The following is a 25,617-nucleotide window of genomic DNA, read 5'->3' as shown; positions in this document are numbered from 1 at the left end:
GGCGGATGCCCTGCCGGCCTGTGCGCGGAGAGCCTGGGGGCTCTGGCTGTCACTACTGTTCGATAGTGGTTGGTCGCTGCCTGTGGTTGTGGCCGGGGTCACCTGTGGGAGAGCGGGGACGGGCGGTCCGCGGCCTCAACTCAGGACCGAGGTGAAGAAGGTCGCCAGTCGGCTGGCTCCGGTGTTGACCGTGTCGAACACGCCTCGCACGGCGCCTGCCGCAGCGTGCGGCTGGCTGTAGAGGTAGAAGACCACGAACGCGATGGCCGCGTACGTAAGAACCTTCTTCACCTTCATCGGGGGGCCTCCTGCAATCGGTATCCCGGTTGTTTGTACCCGGCGGCAGTGTTGATCATAACTAGCCGAGAGGACATGAGGCCGTTCCGCCCTCATCGTGAGACGGCGGGATCGACGGCCTTCTCGCGGCGCGTCGAGGAGTCCTCGCGGGCCTGGCAGGACGCCGTCGGCAAAGCCCGGAAAGAACACGGCGCAGCCCGGAAAGATCGCGATCCGGCCCGCAAAGAGCGGGGTTCAGCCCTGGAAGAGCGGGGTCCGGCCCTGGAAGAGCGGGGTCCGGCCCGGGAAGAGCGGGGTTCAGCCCGAGAGGAGCGAGGTGAAGAACGCGGACAGGCGTTCGGCTCCCGTGGTGATGCCTCCGAACACGTTCCTGACCGCGCCGGCGGCGTTCGCGGGCTGCGTGAACAAATAAAAGATCACGAACGCGATGGCCAGGTAGGTCAGGACCTTCTTGACGTTCATCCGGGGCTCCCAAACGCTCCCACACATCGTGCGCTGGTCTCATGCTGCCCCATGGCACGACGTTTACGTGGAGAATTCCGGACAACTCCCGCGACTTCGTCCTCATGGCCCCAATCGGGCCTCCTGGAGCCGGGCGACCGCCGCGGCGTCCCCGTCGTACGTCACCCGGGCGTGCGCCTGCCGTCCGAACGCGAACAGCAGCAGCTCCGACGGCTCGCCGGTGACCACCACGGCGGGCTCCGCCATCCGCCCGGCGGTCTTGGCCCCGTCGGGACGGCGGAGCACGACCCCGACAGGAGCCTTGCGCAGGAAGAGCCGGGCGGTGCCGCGCAGCCGGTTCCAGAACGCCTCCTGCAGGTCCCGCGGGATGACACGCGGCTCCCAGCCGGCCTGCGCCCGGCGCACGTCCTCATGATGGATGAAAAGCTCCACCGTGTTGACGATCTCGTCCAGGCGAGGGACCAGCCCGTACGGCGTCCAGCGCGGCGGGCCGTGCCGGACGAGCCCGACCAGCTCGGGATAGGGGTGGCGCCGCTTGATGCGGTCCTGCACGGCGGCGGTGTAGCCCGCCAGGAACGGCAGCGCGATGCCGGGTGCGGCGTCGAGCCGCCGCTCGCGCAGGACGAGGTGGGCCGTGAGGTCCCCGGTCGCCCACCCCTCGCACAGCGTGGGCGCCTCAGGACCGAGGCGGTCGAGCAGGTCACAGAGCGCCGCGCGCTCCGTCTGGGCGTGTGTCACGTGATCAGCCTATGTGTCCGTCATCCCGTCCGGACCGGTGGCCGCGCATCACCGAGGAATAAACCGATTGATCAGGATGATAGGGAGTAACTAGGACTGTCGAGCAGATGCTGCCCGTCGCAGCGATCCGCGAGACACGACTAGGACCAAGGGCTTGGGCGGCGTCGGTCCGGTGACCGATCCGGTGGCGTCCCCGAGTGAGTAACGTCCCCCTCCGGGGCGCTCGCAGGGAGCGGCCCCGGCTGGTCCCCGATCGGAAGGAACGCACCGCGTGCCGACGAAGGAGTCTCCCGCGCGGCCCGGCAGCTCAGTCATGCTCCAGGGTCTCAAGGTCATCGGCGTGGCGATCAGAACCGAGCCGAGGATCTTCACCGGCGCGGTCCTCGCCAGCGCCCTCTACGGCGCGATGACCGTCGCCTCGTCCTGGGCGCTCGGCTGGGCGACCGACAACGCGGTGCTGCCCGCGTTCAGGGACGGCGCGGCGGGCACCGGCGCGCTGGTCGTGGCGGCCCTGTTGATCGTGGGCGTGGCGGTGCTCAAGGCCGCGGGGATCATGGGCCGGCGCATCATGGCCGGGATCCACCAGTACCGCATGCAGGCCCACTCCCGCCGCGCCGTCACCCGGCAGTATCTGCGGCTGCCCCTCGCCTGGCACCACCGTCACCCGACCGGGCAGCTGCTGTCCAACGCCAACTCCGACGTCGAGGCGGCCTGGGGGCCGCTCGCCCCGCTGCCCATGGCGGTGGGCGTGGTCGTGATGCTCGTGACGGCCGCCGTGGCGATCGTGCTGGTCGACCCGGTGCTCGCCGTCGTCGGCTTCCTGATCTTCCCGGCCGTGGCCGTGCTCAACCTGGTCTACCAGCGCAGGCTTTCACCGCTCGCGATGCGGGCCCAGCAGCTGCGGGCCGAGGTGAGCGAGGTCGCGCACGAGAGCTTCGACGGCGCGCTCGTCGTGAAGACCCTCGGCCGGGAGGACGCGGAGACCGCGCGCTTCCAGGCGAAGGCCGACGCGCTGCGGGACGCGAACGTCGCCGTCGGCCGCGTCCGCGGGCTGTTCGACCCCCTGCTCGAGGCGCTGCCCACGCTGGGCGTGCTCGCCGTGCTGCTCGTCGGGTCGCTGCGGCTGGAGTCCGGCGGCGTCGCGGCCGGCGACCTGATCCAGGTCGCCTACCTGTTCACCCTTCTCGCCTTCCCCGTTCGGGCGCTCGGCTGGGTGCTGGCCGAGCTGCCGCGCAGCGTCGTCGGCTGGACGCGGGTCAGGGACGTCCTCGACGCCACCGGCTCCATGGAGTACGGCACCGCCCGCCTGGACGCCTCCGGCCCGGCCCGGGTGGAGACCGAGGGCGTCTCCTACGCGTACGTGCCGGGGAGCCCGGTGCTGAGGGACGTGGGCTTCGCCGTCGCGCCGGGCCGTACGGTCGCGGTCGTCGGGCCGACCGGGGCGGGCAAGTCGACGCTCACCCAGCTGCTCGCGCGGCTGATCGACCCCGGCGAGGGCGTCGTCCGCGTCGACGGCGTCGACCTGCGCGAGGTGGCCAAGGGTGAGGTGAGCGCCTCGGTGGCGCTCGTCCCGCAGCAGACGTTCCTGTTCGACGACACCGTGCGCGGCAACATCGCGCTCGCCGGGCAGGTGCCGGACGAGCGGGTCTGGGCCGCGCTGCGGCTCGCGCAGGCCGACGGCTTCGTCAGCGCGCTGCCGTCCGGCCTGGACACCCGGATCGGCGAGCGCGGCGCGACGCTGTCGGGCGGTCAGCGCCAGCGCCTCGCACTGGCCCGCGCGCTCGTGCGCGAGCCCCGGCTGCTCATCCTCGACGACGCCACCTCCAGCGTCGACCCGCAGGTCGAAAAGCGCATCCTGTACGGCCTGCGCGACGGCGCCGCCGAGGCCACGGTGATCGTGGTCGCCTATCGCATGGCGACGATCGCGCTGGCCGACGAGGTCGTCTACCTGGAGCAGGGCGTGGTCGCCGACCACGGCACGCACGAGGAGCTGCTGGTCCGCTGCGCGGGCTACCGCGACCTCGTCACCGCCTACGAGCGCGAGGAGGCCGAGCGGGCCGCGCTCGACACCGATGAGGAGGTCGTCGCATGACGCACGGCCCGAAGCCTTTGACGAGGAGTGTGACGCGGTGACCGCCGTGACCGACACGGCCACAGGAGAGACCTCGTCCCTGCGGGCGGCCGACCGGGGCGCCCTGGAGACGCTCAGGCAGGGCCTGCGGCTGTCGCCGGAGTTCCGCCGCGGGCTCGCCGGGACGCTCGTGCTGGCCGTGCTGGCCACCCTGGGCAAGGTCGTCGTGCCGATCGCCGTGCAACAGGTGATCGACCGCGGTCTGCGCTCGGGCGTGCCCGACCTGCCGTTCATCCGGAACGCGGTAGTCCTGTGCGCGCTCGCCGTCGTGCTGACCGCGCTGTGCGGCTACCTCATGAACGTCCGGCTCTACCGATCCACCGAGTCGGGCCTGGCGGCCCTGCGCGGCAAGGGCTTCCGCCACGTGCACGACCTGTCGGTGCTGACGCAGAACACCGAGCGGCGCGGCGGCCTGGTCTCACGTGTGACCGGAGACGTCGACCAGATCAGCACGTTCATGCAGTGGGGCGGGCTGATGGTCATCGTGTCCGCCGGCCAGCTGGTGGTGGCGACCGTGCTCATGGCCGTCTACTCCTGGCAGCTCACGCTGATCGTGTGGGCCTGCTTCCTGCCGCTGGTGCTGGCCCTGCCCCGGTTCCAGCGCCTGGTGGCCGGGGCGTACACCCGGGTGCGTGAGCGCGCCGGCGACGTCCTCGCCGCCGTCAGCGAGTCGGTCGTCGGCAGCGCGGTGATCCGGGCGTACGGCTCGGAGGACCGCACGGCGGAGCGGATCGACACCGCGGTGGACGGGATGCGCGCGGCGCAGACCCGGGCCCAGAAGATCGTCGGGTTCACGTTCCCGGCCACCGAGCTGATCGCCTCGATCACGGTCGCGCTGGTGGTCGTGGCCGGGGTCTGGCTGGGCGTCGCCGACTCGATCACGGCGGGGCGGCTCATCGCGTTCCTGTTCCTGATCACGCTGTTCATCAGCCCGCTGCAGACCGCGACCGAGGTGCTGAACGAGGCGCAGAACGCGATCGCCGGATGGCGGCGCATCCTGGGCGTGCTCGACACCCCGGCCGACGTGGCCGACCCGGAGAACGGCGCGGCGCTGCCGCGCGGCCCGATCTCGGTCCGCTTCGACGGCGTGGGCTTCGCCTACCCCGGCGGGCCGCCCGTCCTCCACGACGTGTCGGTCGAGATCCCGCCGCGCACGCGGGTCGCGGTGGTGGGGGAGACCGGCTCGGGCAAGACGACCTTCGCCAAGCTGCTGACCCGGCTCATGGACCCGACCTCCGGCCGGATCCTCGTGGACGGGACCGACCTGCGCACGGTCAGCTTCTCCTCGCTCAGGGAGCGGATCGTCATGGTCCCGCAGGACGGGTTCCTGTTCGACTCGACGCTTGAGGACAACATCCGCTTCGGACGGCCATCGGCGACCCGGGAGGAGATCGCCCGGGCGCTGACCGAGCTCGGCCTGGCCGACTGGCTCGACGGCCTGCCCGCCGGCCTGGACACCCCGGTCGGCCAGCGGGGCGAGTCCCTGTCGGCCGGAGAGCGGCAGCTCGTCGCGCTCGCCCGTGCCTACCTCGCCGACCCCGACCTGCTGCTGCTCGACGAGGCCACCTCCGCCGTGGACCCCGCCACCGAGGTGCGCCTCGCCCGTGCCCTCGACGGCGTCACCCGCGGTCGTACGGCGATCTCGATCGCGCACCGCCTTTCCACCGCCCAGGCGGCCGACGAGGTCATCGTGTTCGAGCACGGCCGGATCGTCCAGCGCGGCCCGCACGCCGTCCTGGTCGAGCAGCCCGGCGTGTACGCCGACCTCTACGCCTCCTGGACCACCGCCACCACCGCCCGCTGATCTTCCACCGGAGCCGGAGGACATCGGCCGACGTCTTCCGGCTCTGATCAGGCCCGCAAGGCGTCGGCGAGGCCCATGGGGTTCCAGTAATCGCGGAGGAGGAGGATCTGCCCGTCGCGGATGCGGAACACCTGCACCGACCGGGCCTGATAGGGGGCGCCCGTCGCGGTCACCAAAGCCCTGGTCTCGAGTTCGACGACGAGCACCTCCGGATCCGTCGTCTCGTAGACGCTCGTGGTCCACATGTCCTCGATCCGCAACGCCGCGGTCGCCTGCCCGGAGGAGAAGTCGCGGATGGCCTCGCGGCCCTCGACGCGCACGGGCATCCCCGGTGGTGCGAACGGCAGCTCGATCACCCCGTCGGGGGCGAACAGGTCGGCGAAGCCGTCCAGGTCGCCGTCGAGGATCAGGGCGCGTCTGCGAGCGAGGACGTCTCGCGGGCTCGGCCGGTCCATCGTGCCCCTCCTTTCGTTGAACGCGTGTTTATTAAACGACCGTACAACGAAATGGGGAAAGGGATCGGTCACGCCGTAGAATCGACCGGTGACCGAGGCCGGAGCCCGCCTGACGCGGGCGGAGCGACGCCGCAGGACCGAGGCGCGGATCCTCGCGGAGGCGGCTCGCCTGTTCGCCGAGTCGGGATACGCGGACACGACGATCCGGGCCGTCGCCGCGGCCGCCGGGGTGAACCCCGGGCTCGTCATGCACTACTTCGGCTCCAAGGAGGAGCTCTTCCTGAGCGTCGCCCGGGCCCGGCCGTCCGGGCCTCTCGGAGGCGAGCCGGAGCAGGTCGTCCAAGAGATGCTCGACCGGCTCGCCGCCTCGATGGCCGTCGAGCCGGTCGAGTCGCTGGCCGTCCTGCGCTCGATGCTCACCCATCCGGGAGCCTCCGAGGCCGCCTCCGAGGGGGCGGCCCGATACCGGGCGCAGCTCGCCGCGGCCATCCCCGCCGCCGACGCGGGCGTACGGGCCGCGCTGATCAGCGCGGTGCTCATCGGCGTGGTCCTCGGGCGGCACCTGCTGAAGCTCGAAGAGCTGCGCGACGCGCCTCCGGAGCAGATCGCCGAACTGCTGCGCCCCTGCCTGCGCTCCCTGACGGGCGCGGACGGCTGATCCGTCCAGGCGCCCTTCAGTGCGTCTGCGGGTCGCCGCCGGACAGGCGCTGGGCCAGGTAGATCGGGATCACCGACAGCAGGATCAGCGCGGCGGCGACCACGTTGACCACCGGCGCCTGGTTGGGCCGGAACAGGTTCTCGAAGATCCAGATCGGCAGCGTGCGGACGCCGGCCCCGGCGGTGAACGTCGTGACGATGATCTCGTCGAACGACAGCGCGAAGGCGAGCAGCCCGCCCGCGAGCAGTGCCGAGCGCATCATCGGGAACGTCACCAGGCGGAACGTCGTGAACGTGTCCGCGCCGAGATCGGCCGACGCCTCCTCCAGGTTCAGGCCCATGCGGCGCAGCCGGGCCAGCACGTTGTTGTAGACGGTGACCACGCAGAACGTCGCGTGGCCGACGATCACGGTCAGCAGCCCGAGGGGGAGGCCGAGCACCGTGTGGAAGGTGTTGCTCAGCGCGATGCCGGTCACGATGCCGGGCAGGGCGATGGGCAGCACGATCACGAGTGAGACCGTCTCCCGGCCGAAGAACCGGTAGCGCTGCACCGCGAAGGCGGCCATCGTGCCGAGCACGAGCGCGATCGCGGTCGCGCCGAGACCCGCCTGGACCGAGGTCCACAGCGCGTCGCGCAGGCCGGCCGAGTCCCAGGCGGCGCCCCACCAGCGCAGCGTGAACCCGGCGGGCGGCCAGGAGAAGGTCCGGTCGGAGTTGAACGAGTTGAGCAGCACCACGGCCAGCGGCACGTAGACGACGGCCAGGCCGGCCACCAGCGCCGCCCGCAGCAGCGTCCGGGACGTACGAGAGAAATTCACCGCGCCTCCTTCACAGGTTCTCCAGCGCGCCGGTGCGGCGTACGGCCGCGAGGTAGACCAGCATGATCACGACGGGGACGGTGGCGACGGCGGCGGCGAAGGGCAGGTTGTTGGCCGCGCCGATGTTGTCGTAAACAACGTTGCCGATGAGCTGGGTCTTGCCGCCGACGATCTTCACGGTGATGTAGTCGCCCAGCGAGAGCGAGAACGTGAAGATCGACCCCGCCACGGCGGCGGGGAAGGTCAGCGGCCAGACCACGGTGCGGAAGGTCCGCCACCCGCGCGCGCCGAGGTCGCCGGCCGCGTCGAGCAGCGAGTTCGGCAGCCGTTCGAGCCCCGCGTAGATCGGCAGGATCATGTACGGCAGCCACAGGTACGACAAGGTCACCACGGTGGCGGTCAGGCCGTAGCCCCAGCCGAGCACGCCGTCCGAGGACAGCATCACCCGCCACGCGTACGCCTTGACCAGATAGGACGCCCACAGCGGGGTGAGCACGGCGATCACCAGCCAGCGCTGGGCCCGCGGCGAGGCCAGCTTGGCCATCGCGAACGCCATGGGGAAGGCCACCACCAGGTCGATCAGCGTGACCGCCGCGGCCACGCCGATCGAGCGCAGGGCGACCGTGCGGTAGACCTCGCCGGTGACCAGGTCGGTGAAGTTGGCCCAGGTGAACACCTTGACCACGTCGCCGGTGAACACGTCGGTCGACCAGAACGCGGTGACGAGAAGGGCCGCGAGCGCGCCCAGGTAGGCCAGCCCCAGCCAGGCCAGGGGCGCCGACAGCAGCAGCGACAGCCGCACCCCGGCGTGCCGGTGCAGGAACGAGGCGGCCCGCCTCCGGGGGGAGGCGGCCGTCGTGGTGATGGTCGTCATCGTCTTCTCTCCGTGCGGCTTCTCTCCGTGCGGCCGAGGGGGACGGCCGGGCGGCCGTCCCCCGGGGGGAGCGCTCAGCCCTTGATCTCGGTCCAGGCCCGGGTCCACGCGGAGTAGTCGGTGCACTTGACGTCGGTGCGCCCGTCGAGGCACTGCGCGATCGGCGTGGTCCAGTAGTGGACCTTGGAGAAGTACTCCTCGTCGGTCGCGTGATAGGTGTCGCAGAACGACTTGTCGGAGGTCTGCTCGCACGCCTTGGCGTTGGACGGCGCCTCGCCGAACCACTCGGCCACCTGCGCGTTGGCCGTGGGGGAGATGATCCAGTCGAGCCACTTGTAGGCGCAGTTGGGGTGCTTGGCCTTCGCGGCGACCATCCACGTGTCCGACCAGCCGGTGGAGCCCTCCTTCGGCAGCGTCGTCTCGACCGGCGCCTTGTCGGCCTCCACCAGGTTGGCGATCACCTGCCACGTCGTGCCCACGACCGTGTCGCCGGACTTGAACGACTGCACCGCCTTGGTGTAGTCGGACCAGTACTCGCCGATGTTCTGCTTCTGCTGCTTGAGCAGGTCGACCGCGGCCTGGAGCTGCTTGTCGTCCAGCGCGTACGGGTCCTTGATCCCCAGCTCCGGCTTGGCCGACATCAGGTAGAGCGCGGCGTCGGCGATGTAGATGGGGGAGTCGTACGCCGTCACCTTGCCCTTGTACGGCGAGCCGGGGTCGAACACGACGCCCCAGGAGTCGGGGGCCGGCTTCACGGTGTCCGTGCGCCACATGAGCAGGTTCGCGCCGCGGCCGTGCGGGATGCCGTACGCGACCCCGTTGACCGAGTTCCACGGCTTGAGCTTCAGCCCGTCGAACACGTCCTTGTAGTTGGGCACGAGGTCGGTGTTGACCGGCGCGACCGTGCCCGAGGCGATCAGGCGCAGCGAGGCGTCGCCCGAGGCCGAGACGGCGTCGTACTCGCCGGTCTTCATCAGGTTGACCATCTCGTCGGAGGTGCCGGCCGTCTTGGTGTTGACCGTGCAGCCCGTGGCCTTCTCGAACGGGTGGACCCAGTCGACCTTGGGGTCGTTGGAGCCGTCCTCCGCGTAGCCGGCCCAGGCGACGAGGTTGACCTGTCCCTCGCCGGGGCCGAGGGACTTCAGGGCCTCGATCTTCGGCGGCGTGAAGGCGCCGCCGCCGGGGGCCGCGGCCGAGCCGCCGCCGGCGGTGGACGACCCGCCGCCGCAGCCCGCGACGGCGGCGAGCGCCAGCGCGGCGGTGACGACGAGAGAAGGCCTGGCGAAACGCGGACGGGGGGACCGCATCGTGGTTCTCCTTGCTGTGAGTGGTGCTGTGGGCGCGGTGGCGGAGCTCAGCCGGCGGCGACCGGCTCGGCGGGGGCGTCGATGGGGAACTCGTGCCGCCGGTTCCACACGAGGCGGACGCGGGCGCCGCGCAGGCCCGTCACGTCCATGGACGACGCCTGCAGGTTCTGCTGGAGGGCGATCAGGCGCCCGCCCGCGTCGAGGTCCACGACGAACCGGGTCGCCGGACCGGCGTACACGACCTCGCGGATCACGCCGGCCGCCTCGTGCTCGTCCGGTCCCGGCGGCTCCTCGCCGAGGACGACGCGCAGCTTCTCGGGCCGGACGCTGAAGGTGCCCTCCCTGCCCAGCACGGCCCGCGCGGCATCGCCGGAGATGAGGTTGGAGGTGCCGACGAAGGCGGCGACGAAGGCGGTGGCCGGGCGCTCGTACACCTCGGCGGGGGTGCCGACCTGCTCGATCCCGCCCTGGTTGAACACCGCGATCCGGTCGCTCATCGTCAGCGCCTCCTCCTGGTCGTGGGTCACGAACAGGAACGTGATGCCGACCTCCCGCTGGATCGCCTTCAGCTCGACCTGCATCTCCTCCCGGAGCTTGAGGTCGAGCGCGCCGAGCGGCTCGTCGAGCAGCAGCACGCGCGGCCGGTTGACCAGCGCGCGGGCCAGCGCGACCCGCTGGCGCTGGCCGCCGGACAGCTGGGCCGGGCGCCGCTTCTCGAAGCCCTCCAGCCGCACCGAGCGCAGCGCGGCGAGCGCCCGCTCGCGCCGCTCCGCTCTGGGCACCTTCTTCACCCGCAGGCCGTACTCGACGTTGTCGAGCACGCTCATGTGGGGGAACAGCGCGTAGTCCTGGAAGACCGTGTTCACGTCCCGCTCGAACGGCGCGAGCCGCGTGACGTCACGCCCGCCCAGCTCGACCGTCCCTGCGGTGGGCGACTCGAACCCCGCGATCATGCGCAGCACGGTGGTCTTCCCCGAGCCCGACGGCCCGAGCATCGCGAAGAACTCCCCGTCGGCGACGTCGAGGTCGATCCCGGCGACCGCCTCGACCGGCCCGAAGCTCTTGCGCAGGCCGCGGAGACTGACTGCTTGGTCTGGCATGACCTGAAACATATGGAGTTAAATGTTTCACGTAAAGACCCGATCAGGTATCACTGTTGTCAACTTTCGCGGATGGCGATCTTTCGCGGACGGCGTGGGCGAACAGGAGTGCGACCGTGAACATGGCCCGCCTGGCCGTCTTCTCACCTGTGGACAGCACCGCCAGGGTGGACGTCGTCGTCCGGCGGCTCGCCGACGCGATCGCGGTCGGCCTGCTCGCCGACGGAGAGCAGCTGCCCAGCGAGGCGGAGCTCGCGGGCAGGCTCGGCGTCTCCACCGTGACCCTGCGGGAGGCGCTCATGGCGCTGCGCCAGCGGGGGATGGTCGAGACGCGGCGCGGCCGGGGCGGCGGCAGCTTCGTACGCCTGCCCGCCGGGCTCGACCCCCTGGCGCGGCTGCGCGCGTTCGCGGCCGACGAGCTGCGCGACTTCGGCGACCACTACGCGGCCGTCGCCGGGACGGCGGCCAGGCTCGCCGCCGAGCGCTCGCTTCCCTCGGACGTCGCGCCGCTGTGGCGCACCCTGGACGAGATGGACGCCGTCGCCGCCGCACCGGAGGCGGCCGGGTCCGCGGAGGCGTGTGCCCGGCTGCGCAGGCTCGACGGCCGGTTCCACATCGAGGTGGCGGCGGCCTCGCAGTCGGCCCGCCTCACTCAGGAGGAGATCCGGTTACAGGCTGACATCGGACCGTTGCTCTGGCTTCCGCACGAGGGCCTGAGCGGGCACGATGAGACGGCGGCACAGCATCGCGCCATCGCCGGGGCCGTCGAGCGCGGCGACGGCGAGCAGGCCAGGGCCGTCGCCGAGCGGCACGTGCTCGACGCGACACGACACCTCATCGAGCTTCGGCTGCGGCTGCGGGAGTAAGAAGCATGAGCACACCGGCGTCACTTGTGCAGGCCGGGCACGACCACGCCGCCGCGGCGGTGGCGCGGGTGCGCGAGGCGGCCGAGGGCGTGTTCGAGGCGCTGCGCGAGGTCCGCGACGCCGCCGTCGCCTGCGTCCTGCCCGCGGGCGGCACGCGCCGCCCGGTCGTGGCCGACCTCGCGGCGCTGCGCCCGCTGCTGTGGGCCCGGCTGCGCGGCGGCGCGCTGCCCGCCCATCTGCCGGCCCACCTGCCGGCGCTGATCGCGGGGATCGGCTTCATCGCCGCGCCCGGCCTGCTGGCCGACGCGCCGTGGTACCTCGAATGGTGGCAGGAGAACCCCTCCGGCGACCCCGTGCAGCTGCTGCGGGACATGGACCCGGCGAGCAGCGCCTTCTACGACTACACCCACTGGGACTGGTACGCCGGCCCATCCTCCGGTGCGGAGCGCACGATCTGCGGCCCGTACGTCGACTACCTGTGCACCGACGAGTACAGCCTCACGCTGTCGGTGCCCGTGCTGGCCGGGGGGAGCTTCGCCGGGGTGGCCGCGGCCGACGTGTTCGTCCGGCGGTTCGAGGCCGCGGTGCTCCCGGCGCTGCGGGAGATCCCCGGCCCGGCGTTCCTGGTCAACGCCGAGGGCCGGGTCGTCGCGTCCAACACCGCGAGCCGGGTCGCGGGATCGGTCTACCGGGGCGGCCCGCGCGACGGGGACCACGTCGTACGCCGGGTGGGCGACCTGCCGCTGTCTCTGGTGACCGCGACGGCCGGCGGGCCCGAATAGCGCGGCGAGGAGGCAGGGGGAGGCAGGGCGGTGGCGACGGGGTAGCGGCGGCTGGGGCGGCCGGGACCTGCGGCACAATTGGCCTCATGGCCCTCGACCCGAAGATCGCCGACCGGCTGAAGCGCACCCCGGACGGCCTGGTGCCCGCGATCGTCCAGCAGCACGACACCGGCGAGGTGCTCATGCTCGCCTGGATGGACGACGAGGCGCTGCACCGCTCGCTCACCACCGGCCGGGCGACCTACTGGTCCCGCAGCCGGGGGGAGTACTGGGTGAAGGGCGACACCTCCGGCCACGTGCAGTGGGTCAGGCACGTGGCGCTCGACTGCGACGGCGACACGATCCTGCTCAAGGTCGACCAGGTGGGGGCGGCCTGCCACACCGGCGACCGCACCTGCTTCGACGCCGACGTCCTCGACGTGAGCGGCGCGCCGTGACCGCTCCCGCGCCCGCCCGCGACCAGGCGCGTACGACGCGGCGCTCGCTGCTCGCCTGGCTGGCCGCCTGTGCCGTGGGAGGCGGCCTCGCGCTGTCGGCCGCGGGCCGCGTGTGGGTCACGCTCGGCACGGCGGGAAGCCCCGCAGGAGCGGGTGGCGGCTCCCTCACCGGCAACGACCTGGTCGCATGGCTCACCCCCGCGGCGCTGGCCGCGCTCGCCGCCGTGCTGGCCCTACTGGCGACCCGGGGGGTCGCGCGGCGGGTGACGAGCGTGGTGGTCGCCCTCCTCGGCGCGGCGGTCGCGGCCGGGGCGTGGGACGGCACGCGCGGCGCGACGATCGCCTCCGTGGCCGCGCAGCACATGACGACCGCGGTGACGTCCTCCGGTCACATCTCCGTGGAGTCGCGCGACTGGGTCTGGCCGGTGCTGACCGCCGCGGGCGGGCTCGTCCTGGCCGGGGCGGGCGTGGCGGCGGCAGTTCTGAGCGTGCGCTGGCCCGGCATGTCGAGCAGGTACGAGCGGGGGGCCGGGCGTGCGGGCACGGGCGGAGCAGCCCGGGTGAAGGACGCCGACAGGGCGATGTGGGACGCGATCGACGAGGGTGAGGACCCCACCGCCTAGCCGGTTCGCCGGCGGGGGAGTCCTCCCCCCGCGCGTTGGATCGTTCCCACCTCAGATTACAAATTGTCCACAAAGCGGATTATTGCCCGGCCCGGCCGCCCTGCTGCCGATAGGCTTCGCGCCGACCTCTGATCATCGCACAGGAGACCGAATGAGCCACGGGAGTCGGCCGGGCGGCACGGGCGGCCACGGCCGCCCGCCCGGCCGGGGTGACCGGCCGCCGGCCTCCGACGGCCATCGCCATCCGCTCCGGCCGGTCCGCACCGGCGCCGGCCACCCTCCGGCGCCGGCGGGAACGGCATGGTCGTCGCGTCGCTCCTCCCCGGCATCCCCGGCCCGTCTCCATGCGGTGCTCCACGGATCCTCGGGGTCGTCTCCGGTCTCGTCGCGCTGAAGAAGATCCGAGACTCCTTTTCCCCCACTCACGCAGGAGCATCACATGACGTACGGCAACGACCCGGGCTACAACCCGGGTGGTTACCCCCAGAACCAGCCCGGCCAGCCCGGCCCGCAGGGCGGGTATCCCCCGCCGCAGGGCGGCTACCCGCCGCCTTCCCAGGGCGGCTACCCGCAGGGCGGCGGTTACCCGCCGCCGCAGGGCTCGTACCCGGCCCCGCCCGCCGGTGACCAGTACGGCGGTCAGTACGGCGGCGCGTACGGCGCGCCCGGCGGCTACCCGGCGCCCGAGCTCGCGCACTGGGGCCTGCGCGTCGGCGCCACGCTGATCGACGGCCTCATCGTCGGCGTCCCCACCTGGATCCTGAGCATCATCGGCAGCGCCCTGAGCGCCGGCTCCGTGGACCAGGAGACCGGCCAGGTCGGCTCCGGCTTCGGGATCGGCCTGGTGCTCTCCCTCGTGGCCATCGTCGTCGGCCTCGGCCTCGGCCTGTGGCTGAAGCACAAGGAGGGCACGACCGGCCAGACGGTGGGCAAGAAGGTCGTCGGCATCCAGACGGTCAAGGAGCAGACCGGCGAGTTCATCGGCTTCGGCATGGCCGTCGTCCGGTACATCTGCCACATCGTGGACGGCCTGCCCTGCTACATCGGCTACCTGTGGCCGCTCTGGGACGCCAAGCGGCAGACCTTCGCCGACAAGATCGTCGGCACGGTGGTCGTGCGCGCCCCGCGTTAGGCTGACCTCCATGGAAGTGACCGGACGGCGCGCGTGGGACCGGGTGCGGTCGCTGCGCGCGCCGTTCGGCGCCGCGGCCGCGCTGAGCGCGGCGGTGACGTACCTGGCGGTGGTCGACCCGCACGAGCCTGGCCACTACCCCGCCTGCCCCCTCTATTACCTGACCGGCCTGTACTGCCCCGGGTGCGGCGCGCTGCGCGCCGTGCACGACCTCGCCCACGCCGACCTCGCCGGGGCGGCGCGGATGAACCTGCTCTTTGTCTTCTGCGTCCCTGTCGTAATCACGTTGTGGGCCCGCTGGGCGTTACGATCATGGCAGGGACGGCCCGTGCGCCCGGACATCGCGCGCCCCGCATACCTGTGGGGACTCCTCGCCGTCGCGGCCGTCTTCGGAGTGGTGCGTAATACGCCTTTCGGGCAATTCCTCGCACCGTAATCGACCCGGTGGCGGATCGACGCGAGACGGGCCGATACCATCGCAGGGCAGGACACGCAGAGCAGCCGACCGGAGGGACCCTTACGCGTGAGCGAGCGGACAGGCAAATCGCGCGAGCTCCGAGCCGAAGGCGAGGAGGACGCGTGAGTGTTCTTGAGGACATCATCCTGGGCGTGCGGGAGGACCTCGAGGAGCGGCAGCGCGACGTGCCGATCGAGGAGCTCAAGCGGCTCGCCGCCCGTGCCCCCGAGCCCCGGGACGCCTACGCCGCGCTCGGCGGCGACCGGGTGTCGGTCATCGCGGAGGTGAAGCGGTCGAGCCCCTCCAAGGGCGCGCTCGCCGCCATCGCCGACCCCGCCGCCCTCGCGGCGGACTACGAGGAGGGCGGCGCCCACGTCATCAGCGTGCTGACGGAGCGGCGCAGGTTCGGCGGGACGCTCGCCGACCTCGCGGCCGTGCGCGCGGCCGTGGACATCCCCGTCCTGCGCAAGGACTTCATCGTCACCTCCTACCAGCTGTGGGAGGCCAGGGCGCACGGTGCGGACCTCGCCCTGCTCATCGTGGCGGCCCTCGACCAGCCGGCGCTCGTCTCGCTGATCGAGCGGGCCGAGTCGATCGGGCTCGCCCCGCTCGTCGAGGTGCACACCGAGGAGGAGCTGGTCCGCGCGGTCGACGCCGGCGCGAAGATCATCGGGGTGAACGCCCGCGACCTCAAGACGCTCGAGGTGGACCGCGAGGTGTTCGCCAAGCTCGCGCCCAAGGTGCCGGACGGCGTCATCAAGGTGGCCGAGTCCGGGGTGCGCGGCCCCCACGACCTGCTCGCGTACGCGCGGGCGGGGGCGGACGCCGTGCTGGTGGGCGAGAGCCTGGTCACGGGCAGGGACCCCAAGACGGCGGTCAACGACCTCGTGACCGCGGGTGCCCACCCGGCCTCCCGGCAGGACACCGGCTCCGAGAGGCACTCGTGAACGACAGCGCAGCGGAAGGAGGCCGCGTGACCGCGACGGAGGGGACCATCCTCACCTCCGCGGACCTGGCCGGCAACGGGGTCCACGGAAACGACCCGGACGTCCACGGCAAGTTCGGCAGGTTCGGCGGCAGGTATGTGCCGGAGGCGCTCATCCCGGCCCTCGACGAGGTCGCCGCGGAGTACGAGAAGGCCAAGACCGACCTGGGCTTCCTGCGCGAGTTCGACCACCTGCTGCGCACGTACGCCGGTCGTCCCACGACACTGACCGAGGTGCAGCGCTTCGCCGAGCACGCGGGCGGCGCGCGGATCCTGCTCAAGCGCGAGGACCTGACCCACACGGGCGCGCACAAGATCAACAATGTGCTCGGCCAGGCGCTGCTGACCAAGCGGCTGGGCAAGCGGCGCGTCATCGCGGAGACCGGGGCGGGCCAGCACGGCGTCGCCACCGCCACCGCCGCGGCCCTCATGGGCCTGGAGTGCGTCATTTACATGGGCGCGGTCGACTGCGAGCGCCAGGCGCTCAACGTCGCCAGGATGAAGCTCCTCGGCGCGACGGTCGTGCCGGTCACCAACGGCAGCCAGACCCTCAAGGACGCCATCAACGAGGCGTTCCGCGACTGGGTCACCAACGTCGACCACACCCATTACCTGTTCGGCACCGTCGCCGGTCCGCACCCGTTCCCGGAGATCGTGCGGGACTTCGCCCGGATCATCGGCGTCGAGGCCCGCCGTCAGGTGCTCGAGCTCACCGGCGCGCTGCCGGACGCGGTCTGCGCCGCCGTCGGCGGCGGGTCGAACGCCATCGGCGTCTTCCACGCCTTCATCGAGGACGAGGGCGTCCGGCTGTACGGCTACGAGGCCGGCGGCCGGGGCGCGGGGACCGGCGAGCACGCGCTGACCCTGACCGAGGGCAGCGTCGGCGTGCTGCACGGCGCCCGCACCTACGTCCTTCAGGACGAGGAGGGCCAGACGATCGAGTCGCACTCGATCTCGGCCGGCCTCGACTACCCCGGCGTGGGCCCGGAGCACGCGTGGCTGAAGGACACCGGCCGGGCCACCTACGAGGGCGTGACCGACGAGGAGGCCATGGAGGCCTTCGCCCTGCTCGCCCGCACCGAGGGCATCATCCCGGCCATCGAGTCCTCGCACGCGCTCGCGGGCGCGCTGCGATTGGGCCGCGAACTCGGCCCGGACGCCGTCATCCTGGTGAATCTGTCGGGCCGCGGTGACAAGGACATGGGCACCGCCATGAAGTACTTCAACCTCTGATCAGCATCGATAGGGCATCCCGATGACGACACTCCACGCGGTGTTCGACAAGGCCCGCGCCGAGGACAGGGCCGCGCTCGTCGGCTACCTGCCGGCCGGCTTCCCGACCAAGGACGGCGCGGTCGCCGCGGCGACCGCGATGGTCGAGGCCGGCTGCGACGTGATCGAGATCGGCCTGCCGTACTCCGATCCGCTCATGGACGGCCCGACCATCCAGGACGCCGTGCACCGGTCGCTGACCAACGGCACCCGCATCGCCGACGTGCTGCGCACCGTCGAGGGCGTGGCGAAGTCGGGGGCCGCGACGCTGGTCATGACGTACTGGAACCCGATCGACCGCTACGGCGCCGAGCGCTTCGCGCGCGACCTCGCCTCTGCGGGCGGCGTCGGGACCATCACGCCGGACCTGACGCCCGAGGAGTCCGAGCCCTGGCTCGCCGCGAGCAAGGAGGCCGGCATCGACACGGTCTTCCTCGTCGCGCCCAGCTCGCCCGACGAGCGGATCGCCCGGGTCGCCGCCTGCTGCACGGGCTTCGTGTACGCGGCCTCGCTGATGGGCGTGACCGGCGCCAGGGAGACCGTCGGCTCGGCGGCGGAGGGCCTGGTCAAGCGGACCAAGGCGAACACGCCGCTGCCCGTCTGCGTCGGCCTCGGCGTCGGGAACGGCGCCCAGGCCGCCGAGGTCGCGGCGTACGCCGACGGCGTCATCGTCGGGTCCGCCTTCATCCGGCGCCTGCTCGACGCGCCGGATGAGAAGTCCGGTCTTGTGGCGGTACGCGAGCTCGCGTCCGAACTCGCCCGGGGCGTCCGGCGCTGAGCCGCCCTGGGGTTTCCTTCCCGTACATGCGCCGTGAGCAGCTAAGATGAGGCGGCTTACCATGCTCTTATCCAGCACATGGTGAGGTTGAGTCCCGGTACTGTTCAGTCGGTGTTGCCTACCGGGCGAGGAGACTCATGGTTCAGTTGGCATCCGGCGCCTCGGTGTCCGAACGGTTACAGCCTGCGAAACCCGTGCTCTCCTGGGTCACGACCGCCGCACGGGTCGTGCTCGCCGGCGTACTGATCGTCGCCGGGGCGCTCAAGATCGGAGCGCCCGCGTTGTCGGTGCAGGCGGTGCGGGCCTACCAGCTCCTGCCGGACTCCGTCGCGCAGGTGGTCGGGTACGGCCTGCCCGTCCTGGAGATCATCACGGGCCTGCTGCTGCTCGTCGGCCTGTTCACGCGCGCGGTGGCGGCCGTCGGCGGGGTGCTGATGGTGGCGTTCGTCATCGGCATCGCGTCGGCCTGGGCCAGGGGGCTGCGCATCGACTGCGGCTGCTTCGGCGGTGACGGCACGCTCGCCGCGGGTCAGGACCCCAACTACTTCTGGGAGCTGATGCGCGACCTCGGGCTGCTGGTCTGCGCGGCGTGGATCGTGGTCAGGCCGGCGGGCCGCCTGTCGCTGGACTCCGCGCTGGGCTTCACGGGGGAGCGGGAAACGGCGGACGAGGACGACTCGGACGGCGGCGAGGACGACGGTGCGTGACCGCGGACGACCGCGGGACGTCGCCGTGAGAACAGCCAGGGGGGAAGCTTCGTGAGCAAGCGGACGAGTGAGGCGGCCAGGGCCCGGATCGCGGCCCAGCGGGAGACCTTGCGCAAGCAGGAGCAGCGCAAGCGCATCACGATGATCGTCACCATCGCGGTGATCGTCGTGATCGCCGCCGCCTTCACGGTGTGGTCGGTGCGGCAGGGGACCGCGGAGGAGGCCTCCGGGGGCGTCGCTCCCGTCACGGTGGAGAAGGACGGGACGGTCGTGATGGCCAAGTCCGGCGTGACCAAGCCCGTGGTCGACGTGTTCGAGGACTTCCAGTGCCCGGCGTGCAAGCAGTTCGAGGAGACCAGCGGCTCGACGCTGAAGAACCTGGCCGCCGAGGGCAAGGCCAAGGTCGTGTACCACCCGATCACGATCTTCACGCAGGAGCCGACCAAGGGTAACTCGCTGCGCGCGGCCTCCGCCGCCCGCTGCATAACCGACGGCCGGCAGTGGCTGGCGTTCCACGACGCGCTCTACAAGAACCAGCCGAGCGAGACCGTGACCGGCTTCAGCGCCGACGAGCTGATCAAGTGGGGCAAGGACGCCGGCGTCACCGCCGAGGACTTCGACAACTGCGTACGGCAGCAGCGCAACGTCGCCGCGCACCAGCAGTTCTCCGCGCAGACCATGAGCGCGCAGAAGCTGACCGGCACGCCGACCGTCAAGCTCGACGGCAAGGAACTCGACACCAACGTCGCCTTCGTGCCGAGCTCCCTGCGCGACGCGGTGGAGAGCGCAGGCAAGTGACCGCCCGCCGGGACGGCTCCACGCGGGCCGTCCCGCGCCCGGCCTTCGCCGGCCAAGAATCGGGCAAGGGCCGCGTGGTTCTCCCCTGACGGGGGTATCGAGCGCGATGTCACAAGCTCCGCACAGGGCGGGGAGAGGCCGGTCCGACCGGACTCCCGCCCGCGCCCGCCGCGAGCGGTTCCGCCGCGATGAGCCGAGCGAGGAGGCGCCGTGCCCGCCCACACCGGTGAGAAGGCCCGCAAGACCGGCGTCTTCCACTGCGCCGTCTGCGGGGAGAAGGTGTCGGTCCACGAGGGCGACACGATCCCGAAGTGCCCGAACGGCCATACCGAGTTCGACAGCCGCACCCAAGAACCGGACAACCGGTCGTGACCGAGCGGCGGCCGATGCCGGTGCCGCCGCCGTGATGGCCCTGTCCGCCACCAGGTTCGCGATCACCGGTGTCTACGAGCTCACCGCGTCCGCGGGATGGAGGACCACGGCGGGCGTCGCCGGTCTGGTGCTCGCGGTCGTCGCCTACTACGCCGCCCTGGCGTTCGAGCTGGAGGACGCGCACGGGCGTGCGCTCCTCCCCGTGGCCCGCCTCGGCCGGTCCCGTACGGCCCTGCGGGGCGACCTGCGCGACCAGACGAAGGGGCTGGCGCGCGAGGCGGGCGTGCGCGAGCAGCTCTGACGCTCGCCGGAGAGGCTTTCGGACGGCCGCGCGCCGGGTTTCGCCTCCGCGGCCGTGGTTAGCATGCCCGCATGCCGTACGACGACCTGTCTTCCCTCACCGAATCCGCGGGCGCCGCGAGGAGGATCCACGGGGCGATGATCGCCTTCGCCGCGGGCGACGCGCTCGGCGTGCCCTGGGAGGGCCGCCCGCCGCAGAGCATCGACCCGGCCGAGGTCGTCCGGCTGCCGGCTCCGGACCGGGGGTGGCCGCGCGGTTCGACCTCCGACGACACCGCGCAGATGGTGCTGGTCGCCCGGTGCCTGGCCGACACGGACGGGCGCCCCGCCTCCATGGACTTCCTGACCCGTCTGGCCGACGCGGCGCCCGGGGTGCGCGGCCTCGGGCCGACGACGAGGCGGGCCCTCGCGCACTTCCACGCCACGGGGGAGCTCCCGGCGCCCTCGGCCGGTGACCTGCCCACCAACGGAGCGGCCATGCGCATCGCCCCTGTCGGCTGGGCCGTGCCGTCCCGTCTACCGGAACGCCGCCGGAACCTGTGCGAGGCGCTGTCGGCCGCGACGCATCGCGCGCCGGCGGCCGTGGCGGCGGCCTGCGTGATCGCGGCCATGGCGTCGTCCGCGGTCGAGGGGGCGGGCGCGGCCGATCTGCCGGCCGTGGCCGCGGCCGAGGCCCGCTGGACGGGCGAGCACTACGGGCCGATGGACGCCGTGGCGGACGCCGCCCGCGGCCGGTGGTCGCCTCCGTCCGAGGGCGTCTCCCTCGACGCCGTGGAGACGGCCGCCGCGGTGGTCCACGTGATCCGCGAGGCCCCCGACCTGGCCGCGGCGCTCCCGTACGCCGTGTCGCTCGGCGGGGACACCGACACGGTCGCGGCGCTCGCGGGCGGCGTCCTCGGCGCGCTCGACCCCGAGGGGGTCACCGAACTCGGCTGGCTGGGGCTGGTGGATCTCGGCGAACACCCGGGCCTGGGGGAGCTCGCCGCACGCCTGGCCGCCCTCCGCGAGAGGCCTGCCACCGGGCCCTGAGCGGGGTGCGGCGGATGGTCGGCGCAGGTCGCGAGGCGGATGGCCGCGCCTCGCTCCGGACCCACCCTCTCTTGCGGTAACGTCACGTTACATGCCCCTCCTCGCCTCGATTCCCAGCCCGTCACAGGGGGTCTGGAATCTCGGACCGATCCCGATCCGCGCGTATGCGCTGTGCATCGTGCTCGGCGTCATCGTCGCCGTCTGGATCGGCGAACGCCGCTGGCGCGCCCGTGGCGGCGCCCCCGGGACGATCACCGATCTCGCGGTCTGGGCCGTGCCGTTCGGCCTCGTCGGCGGACGCCTTTATCACGTCATCACCGACTGGCAGATCTACTTCGGCTCGGAAGCGCCCAAGCGGCCGATCGACGCTCTGTACATCTGGGAGGGCGGCCTCGGCATCTGGGGCGCGATCGCCCTCGGCGCGCTCGGCGTCTGGATCGCCTGCCGCCGGCGCGGCATCTCCTTCACCGCCATCGCCGACACCCTCGCCCCCGGCGTCGCCGTGGCACAGGCCATCGGCCGGTGGGGCAACTACTTCAACCAGGAACTGTTCGGCGGCCCCACCGACCTCCCGTGGGGCCTGGAGATCGAGCCGGGCCGCCCGGGCACCGTCCCCGGCGCGACCACCTACCACCCGACGTTCCTGTACGAGTCGCTGTGGGACCTCGCGCTCGCCGGCGTGCTGATCCTGGCCGCCCGCCGGTTCGGCCTGCGGCACGGCCGGGTGTTCGCGATGTACGTCGCGGGCTACACGCTCGGCCGGTTCTGGGTCGAGGGGCTGCGGGTGGACCCCGCCCACCACATCCTCGGCCTGCGGCTGAACCAGTGGACCTCGGTCGTCATCTTCCTGTGCGCGCTGGCGTACCTGTGGCTGGCCCGCAACCGCACGGGCGAGGAGCCGCTGGGCGCGCAGACCGGCGACGACACCGGCGGAGACCACGCCGACCCCGCCCACGGGCGGGACCAGGCCGACGAGCCGGAACTCCTGCGCGACGACGAGAGGGAGGATCGGGAGACGCGAGGCGGCGCCGACGATCCGGCCCCACCGGACGGCGACGCGGGCTCGGGCAAACCGACGGCGACCGCGGGAGCGGGCGCCGCGAGCGACGGCGCGGCGGCGGAACCGGAGGCCGGCCAGCGATGACGAAGGCCACGACGGGGGCGCGGGCCGAGATTCACCACGAGCACCGGGACGTCAACGGCGGCTGGTTACGCCCCGCGGTCTTCGGCGCGATGGACGGGCTGGTCTCCAACTTCGCGCTGATCGCGGGCGTCGCCGGAGGCACCGCGGAGACCAGGATCGTCGCGCTCGCCGGCATCGCCGGCCTGGCCGCCGGAGCGTTCTCCATGGCGGGCGGCGAGTACGTGTCGGTCGCCAGCCAGCGCGAGCTCGCCCAGGCGGAGATCGACGTCGAGCGCCGGGAGCTGGAGCGGCACCCCGAGGCCGAGGAGGCCGAGCTCGCCCGGATGTACGAGCAGCGGGGCGTGGACCCGGAGACCGCCAGAGAGGTCGCCCGGCAGATCTCCCGGAACCCGGAGGAGGCCCTGGCGGTCCACACGCGGGCCGAGCTGGGCGTGGACCCCGACGATCTGCCCTCACCCGTGCTGGCCGCCGTGTCGTCGTTCCTGTCGTTCAGCATCGGCGCGCTGATCCCGCTCCTGCCCTACCTGCTGGGCGTGCGGGGGCTGTGGATCTCCGCCGCGGTGTCGATGGTCGCGCTGTTCGCCGCGGGTGCCGTGGTCTCCCGGGTGACGGCCCGCAGCTGGTGGTTCAGCGGCCTGCGCCAGCTCGTGGTGGGGGCCGTGGCGGCGGCGCTGACCTGGGGTCTGGGCTCGCTGATTGGAACCGGCGGTCTATGACCAAGCGCAAGCGCCGGTCGTCCACGCCGGCCGAGGGGCGGACCGGGGCCGCCCTCGCCGAGCTGGGGCTGGACGACCGGCAGCAGCGTGTGTTCGTGTGGTCGGTCACCGCTGTGGGAGTGCTGGCGATCGCCCTGGTGCTGACGCTGGTGGTCAACGCGATCGGCGGCGGGCAGTCGCAGCCGGCGCAGGCGTCGGGTGAGGTGTCCGGGGAGGGCCTGCCCGCGTCCTTCCAGTCCTGGCCGTCTCTGAAGGAACTGGCCCCGATCGCCGACAGGAAGGCCGACACCGCGGCGCTGACCGTCCAGGAGGTGTTCGGCGCGCGGACGCTCACGGCCGGGAAGGTCACGCTGCGCAGGCTGGCCGGCCGCCTGGACCAGGCCTGCGCGGGCGCCGTCTGGGGAGCCGACCTCGCCGAGGCTCTGGCCGAGGCCGGATGCGGCCAGGCCGTCCGCGGCCTGTACGCCACCGCCGACGGGGTGTACGTCGCGCAGTACACCTTGTTCAACCTCGCGGACGTCGCGGCGGCCGAGTCGCTGGCGAAGTCGCTGGCGTCGCTCTACCGGGGCGCCTGGGTGCAGCCGCTGGAGTCGCCGCGGGCGAAGTTCGGCGCCTACAGCGAGGGAAACGCCTACGTCCTGGGGCACTACCTCGGGGTGGCCTGGATCGGCCGGGCCGACGGCGCGGAACCGGGGGAGAAGGACGACTTCATCATGCTCGGCCTGGCCGTCCGGGAGGCCGAGAAGGCGGTCTTCCGGCGTGTGGTCAAGGTGGCCGGGGTGCCGTCGGACCCCGCGCAACCACCGGGCCCGGCCGACACCGCCCAGCCCTCAGAGGAGCCCCCCTCCGATCCCGGCGCCTCTCCCGCCGTGTCCGCGCCCGTCGCGAGCACGTCCGCGCAGCCGTCCGCCCCGGCCGCGCGATAGACGAGCACGATAGACGAGCACGATAGACCAGCGCGACGGATTCAGCGCGATCTGCCCGGCCCGGCCTCGTCAGGCCGTGGTGGGAGCGCCGATTCGCGCCCTCATCCGGGCGAGGCGGTGGAGGGGGAGTTCCAGAGGGGTGGCGTCGAGGGCCCACGGCGCGGCCTCCTCGACGGCGGCCCTGGCCTGCCGCTTGGTGAGCCCGGCCGTCCCGGCCGGGCCGGGTTCGGTGAGCGCCTCGCGCCAGGCGTTGGCGACCTTCCCATGGGCGCTGTCCATGATCCTGCGCACCACCCGCTCCGGACCGCTGTCGGGGGGCGAGAGCCGTACGGCGTCGAGGACGTGGCCCTCGGCGGCCAGGCGATAGACGGGGGCGAGCAGGGCGGCGAGCGCGGGCAGGTCGGCGACTGTGTCCACCACGGGGCCCGGCGTGAGCACGCGCACGTGCCGGGCGCGCGTCGCGAGCAGCAGCCGGGGCAGCGCGGCCTCCAGCCCGGCGGGCACGGCGATCGCCACCCTCCCGGGGTCGGCGGCGTACGGCTTGGCCAGCAGGGTGGCGAGCCGGGTGCGCGGCACCTGCGGCAGCAGGCCGCGCGGCCAGTCCCCGGCGAGCAGGTCCGGTCCGAACGCGGTCACGGCCGCCTCGTCCGGCGGCGCCGCGGGGGCGGACTCGACGGCCTGGGGGCCCTGGGTATAGATGGCCGTGGCGAGGCGGTCGAGCCGGGCGGCGATCGCCGGCCACGTCTTCGTGGTGGGCCGCAGCACGTACAGGTCCGCCGCGCTGCCGATCGCCTCCGCCCCGAGATACCGGTTGAAGTGCGGAAAGATCGCCTCGTGCAGCAGGTTGAGGTCGAAGAGGGCTTTTTGCACCTTCAGGGCGAGCATCGGGGTGCGCTCCGAGGCGCCGTACGCCACGAGGATCCGTCCCTGGTCGCGGTCGCGCAGGCCCTCGGCGGCGCGGGCGGCGAACAGCCCGATCCCCTCGGGCGTGTACGGCGGGTCGGTGATCGCGAGGTCGGCCCAGCCGCGCAGCGACGGCGGCAGGCCGAGGCGCAGGTCGGCCCAGCGGGTGCGCACCCCCAGGCCCTGGGCGTCGATGTACTCGAGGATGCGGTCGTCGATGTCGGCCACGGCGACCTCGACCTCGGGGTGGACCATCCGCACGGCCAGCGAGGTCAGGTCGTGGTCGCCGACGCACAGCAGGCGGGCGCCGGGCAGCCAGAACCGCCGCCCCAGCAGGAGGGCGCGGCGCAGCACGGTCTCCGCGGTCGCGGAGACGTGGTCGAGGGCGTGCCGCCCCCGGGGTGCCTCGGCGATCAGCGTCTCCAGGCGTTCGAGCGTCTCGGCGTGCGCCGCGACCATTCCGGCGACCGGATTCCCAAGACCGGAAATATCCGTATCAACCCCGACGTTGTAGCGGTTGACCTGATCAATGGGAATACGGACATGGTCGCCGCTGTGCTCAAGGGGGAGCACTCGCAACAGCGACTCGATCGTCCGCCGCGACGTCGCGGTCTCCCGGACCAGGTCGGCCAGGGTCCACCAGCGGCCGCCGGACAGGAGCGCCACCGCTCCGCGCAGGCGCAGGCCGTCCACGCCGGCCTCCGCCAGCAGTTCGTCGATCGCCTCATGACCACTCATGCGCAAACC

The 25,617-nt window shown here is 72.5% G+C and carries 29 protein-coding genes; 20 read left to right on the top strand and 9 right to left on the bottom strand.

The genetic code is table 11. The annotated features are described in order from the left end of the window. Window positions 1-135: 135 nt before the first annotated feature. From FH610_RS43265 to FH610_RS11855, 3 genes are all read right to left on the bottom strand, one after another. Window positions 136-291 (bottom strand): hypothetical protein, encoded by a 156-nt coding sequence (locus tag FH610_RS43265; protein ID WP_167538708.1) that lies wholly within the window; start codon window positions 289-291, stop codon window positions 136-138. Window positions 292-594: 303 nt separating this feature from the next. Further along, the gene (locus tag FH610_RS43260; RefSeq protein ID WP_167538711.1) at window positions 595-759 is read right to left on the bottom strand and encodes a hypothetical protein; all 165 of its coding nucleotides are present in this window, start codon (window positions 757-759) and stop codon (window positions 595-597) included. 102 nt (window positions 760-861) lie between these two features. Next, the gene (locus FH610_RS11855) at window positions 862-1,497 is read right to left on the bottom strand and encodes a TIGR03085 family metal-binding protein (protein ID WP_139574370.1); all 636 of its coding nucleotides are present in this window, start codon (window positions 1,495-1,497) and stop codon (window positions 862-864) included. A gap of 313 nt (window positions 1,498-1,810) precedes the next feature. Between FH610_RS11855 and FH610_RS11850 the strand changes: the two genes are divergently transcribed. After that, on the top strand, window positions 1,811-3,589 hold the full coding sequence (locus FH610_RS11850; RefSeq protein ID WP_139574543.1) for an ABC transporter ATP-binding protein: 1,779 nt from the start codon (window positions 1,811-1,813) through the stop codon (window positions 3,587-3,589). A gap of 37 nt (window positions 3,590-3,626) precedes the next feature. After that, window positions 3,627-5,432 (top strand): ABC transporter ATP-binding protein, encoded by a 1,806-nt coding sequence (locus tag FH610_RS11845; RefSeq protein ID WP_240808908.1) that lies wholly within the window; start codon window positions 3,627-3,629, stop codon window positions 5,430-5,432. Between the two features lie 47 nt (window positions 5,433-5,479). Here the strand turns inward: FH610_RS11845 and FH610_RS11840 are convergent, their stop codons facing one another. Beyond that, a complete protein-coding gene (locus FH610_RS11840; RefSeq protein ID WP_139574368.1) occupies window positions 5,480-5,887 on the bottom strand; it encodes a nuclear transport factor 2 family protein in 408 nt (135 codons plus the stop codon). An 88-nt stretch (window positions 5,888-5,975) separates the two neighbouring features. Here FH610_RS11840 and FH610_RS11835 point away from each other — a divergent pair, with 88 nt between their 5' ends. After that, entirely contained in the window at window positions 5,976-6,545 is a 570-nt protein-coding gene (locus tag FH610_RS11835; RefSeq protein ID WP_139574367.1) for a TetR/AcrR family transcriptional regulator, read from the top strand. Between the two features lie 16 nt (window positions 6,546-6,561). On the opposite strand, the gene FH610_RS11830 is transcribed toward FH610_RS11835, so the two are convergent. From FH610_RS11830 to FH610_RS11815, 4 genes are all read right to left on the bottom strand, one after another. Continuing rightward, window positions 6,562-7,362, bottom strand: coding sequence for an ABC transporter permease (locus tag FH610_RS11830; RefSeq protein ID WP_139574366.1), 801 nt, complete (start codon window positions 7,360-7,362; stop codon window positions 6,562-6,564). A 10-nt stretch (window positions 7,363-7,372) separates the two neighbouring features. Then, the gene (locus FH610_RS11825; RefSeq protein ID WP_139574365.1) at window positions 7,373-8,236 is read right to left on the bottom strand and encodes an ABC transporter permease; all 864 of its coding nucleotides are present in this window, start codon (window positions 8,234-8,236) and stop codon (window positions 7,373-7,375) included. A 74-nt stretch (window positions 8,237-8,310) separates the two neighbouring features. Then, a complete protein-coding gene (locus FH610_RS11820; protein ID WP_139574364.1) occupies window positions 8,311-9,543 on the bottom strand; it encodes an ABC transporter substrate-binding protein in 1,233 nt (410 codons plus the stop codon). A gap of 47 nt (window positions 9,544-9,590) precedes the next feature. After that, window positions 9,591-10,643 carry an ABC transporter ATP-binding protein gene (locus FH610_RS11815; protein WP_139574363.1) on the bottom strand — a complete coding sequence of 351 codons (1,053 nt, stop codon included), beginning with the start codon at window positions 10,641-10,643 and terminating at the stop codon, window positions 9,591-9,593. A gap of 122 nt (window positions 10,644-10,765) precedes the next feature. Here FH610_RS11815 and FH610_RS11810 point away from each other — a divergent pair, with 122 nt between their 5' ends. The 17 genes from FH610_RS11810 (at window position 10,766) to FH610_RS11730 (ending at window position 23,967) form a co-directional block, all read left to right on the top strand. Beyond that, window positions 10,766-11,509: a FadR/GntR family transcriptional regulator gene (locus FH610_RS11810; protein ID WP_139574542.1), complete on the top strand. Its 744-nt coding sequence runs from the start codon at window positions 10,766-10,768 to the stop codon at window positions 11,507-11,509. 5 nt (window positions 11,510-11,514) lie between these two features. Further along, on the top strand, window positions 11,515-12,291 hold the full coding sequence (locus FH610_RS11805; protein WP_139574362.1) for a cache domain-containing protein: 777 nt from the start codon (window positions 11,515-11,517) through the stop codon (window positions 12,289-12,291). Between the two features lie 86 nt (window positions 12,292-12,377). Then, on the top strand, window positions 12,378-12,728 hold the full coding sequence (hisI, locus tag FH610_RS11800) for a phosphoribosyl-AMP cyclohydrolase (RefSeq protein WP_139574361.1): 351 nt from the start codon (window positions 12,378-12,380) through the stop codon (window positions 12,726-12,728). Then, window positions 12,725-13,351 carry a Trp biosynthesis-associated membrane protein gene (locus FH610_RS11795; protein WP_161627980.1) on the top strand — a complete coding sequence of 209 codons (627 nt, stop codon included), beginning with the start codon at window positions 12,725-12,727 and terminating at the stop codon, window positions 13,349-13,351. Before hisI ends, FH610_RS11795 begins: the two co-directional genes overlap by 4 nt. 439 nt (window positions 13,352-13,790) lie before the next feature. Then, window positions 13,791-14,483, top strand: coding sequence for an RDD family protein (locus tag FH610_RS11790; protein WP_139574359.1), 693 nt, complete (start codon window positions 13,791-13,793; stop codon window positions 14,481-14,483). Between the two features lie 10 nt (window positions 14,484-14,493). Beyond that, window positions 14,494-14,919: a DUF2752 domain-containing protein gene (locus tag FH610_RS11785; RefSeq protein ID WP_139574358.1), complete on the top strand. Its 426-nt coding sequence runs from the start codon at window positions 14,494-14,496 to the stop codon at window positions 14,917-14,919. A 143-nt stretch (window positions 14,920-15,062) separates the two neighbouring features. Beyond that, window positions 15,063-15,887: an indole-3-glycerol phosphate synthase TrpC gene (trpC, locus tag FH610_RS11780; protein WP_139574357.1), complete on the top strand. Its 825-nt coding sequence runs from the start codon at window positions 15,063-15,065 to the stop codon at window positions 15,885-15,887. 65 nt (window positions 15,888-15,952) lie between these two features. Further along, window positions 15,953-17,158, top strand: coding sequence for a tryptophan synthase subunit beta (trpB, locus tag FH610_RS11775; RefSeq protein ID WP_240808928.1), 1,206 nt, complete (start codon window positions 15,953-15,955; stop codon window positions 17,156-17,158). 22 nt (window positions 17,159-17,180) lie between these two features. Beyond that, window positions 17,181-17,975, top strand: coding sequence for a tryptophan synthase subunit alpha (gene trpA / locus FH610_RS11770; protein ID WP_139574355.1), 795 nt, complete (start codon window positions 17,181-17,183; stop codon window positions 17,973-17,975). 137 nt (window positions 17,976-18,112) lie between these two features. After that, on the top strand, window positions 18,113-18,682 hold the full coding sequence (locus tag FH610_RS11765) for a DoxX family protein (protein WP_139574354.1): 570 nt from the start codon (window positions 18,113-18,115) through the stop codon (window positions 18,680-18,682). A 51-nt stretch (window positions 18,683-18,733) separates the two neighbouring features. Continuing rightward, window positions 18,734-19,480 (top strand): DsbA family protein, encoded by a 747-nt coding sequence (locus FH610_RS11760; protein WP_240808907.1) that lies wholly within the window; start codon window positions 18,734-18,736, stop codon window positions 19,478-19,480. Between the two features lie 210 nt (window positions 19,481-19,690). Further along, on the top strand, window positions 19,691-19,852 hold the full coding sequence (locus FH610_RS11755; RefSeq protein ID WP_030509970.1) for a zinc ribbon-containing protein: 162 nt from the start codon (window positions 19,691-19,693) through the stop codon (window positions 19,850-19,852). Window positions 19,853-19,883: 31 nt separating this feature from the next. Further along, window positions 19,884-20,153: a hypothetical protein gene (locus FH610_RS11750; RefSeq protein WP_139574353.1), complete on the top strand. Its 270-nt coding sequence runs from the start codon at window positions 19,884-19,886 to the stop codon at window positions 20,151-20,153. 71 nt (window positions 20,154-20,224) lie between these two features. Then, on the top strand, window positions 20,225-21,181 hold the full coding sequence (locus FH610_RS11745; protein ID WP_205825704.1) for an ADP-ribosylglycohydrolase family protein: 957 nt from the start codon (window positions 20,225-20,227) through the stop codon (window positions 21,179-21,181). 91 nt (window positions 21,182-21,272) lie between these two features. Continuing rightward, entirely contained in the window at window positions 21,273-22,325 is a 1,053-nt protein-coding gene (gene lgt, locus FH610_RS11740) for a prolipoprotein diacylglyceryl transferase (RefSeq protein ID WP_139574352.1), read from the top strand. Next, window positions 22,322-23,041: a VIT1/CCC1 transporter family protein gene (locus FH610_RS11735; protein WP_139574351.1), complete on the top strand. Its 720-nt coding sequence runs from the start codon at window positions 22,322-22,324 to the stop codon at window positions 23,039-23,041. Before lgt ends, FH610_RS11735 begins: the two co-directional genes overlap by 4 nt. After that, a complete protein-coding gene (locus FH610_RS11730) occupies window positions 23,038-23,967 on the top strand; it encodes a hypothetical protein (RefSeq protein ID WP_139574350.1) in 930 nt (309 codons plus the stop codon). The genes FH610_RS11735 and FH610_RS11730 overlap by 4 nt, the downstream gene beginning before the upstream one ends. Window positions 23,968-24,036: 69 nt before the next feature. Here FH610_RS11730 and FH610_RS11725 read toward each other — a convergent pair whose 3' ends face one another. Then, window positions 24,037-25,608, bottom strand: a complete 1,572-nt coding sequence (locus FH610_RS11725; protein ID WP_139574349.1) for a bis-aminopropyl spermidine synthase family protein — start codon at window positions 25,606-25,608, stop codon at window positions 24,037-24,039. Between the last annotated feature and the right edge of the window lie 9 nt (window positions 25,609-25,617).

This window comes from Microbispora catharanthi, assembly GCF_006334915.2.
Classification (GTDB): Bacteria; Actinomycetota; Actinomycetes; order Streptosporangiales; family Streptosporangiaceae; genus Microbispora; species Microbispora catharanthi.
The sequence above is the reverse complement of the archived record's forward strand: the minus strand, read 5'-3'. Positions and strand labels throughout refer to the sequence as shown.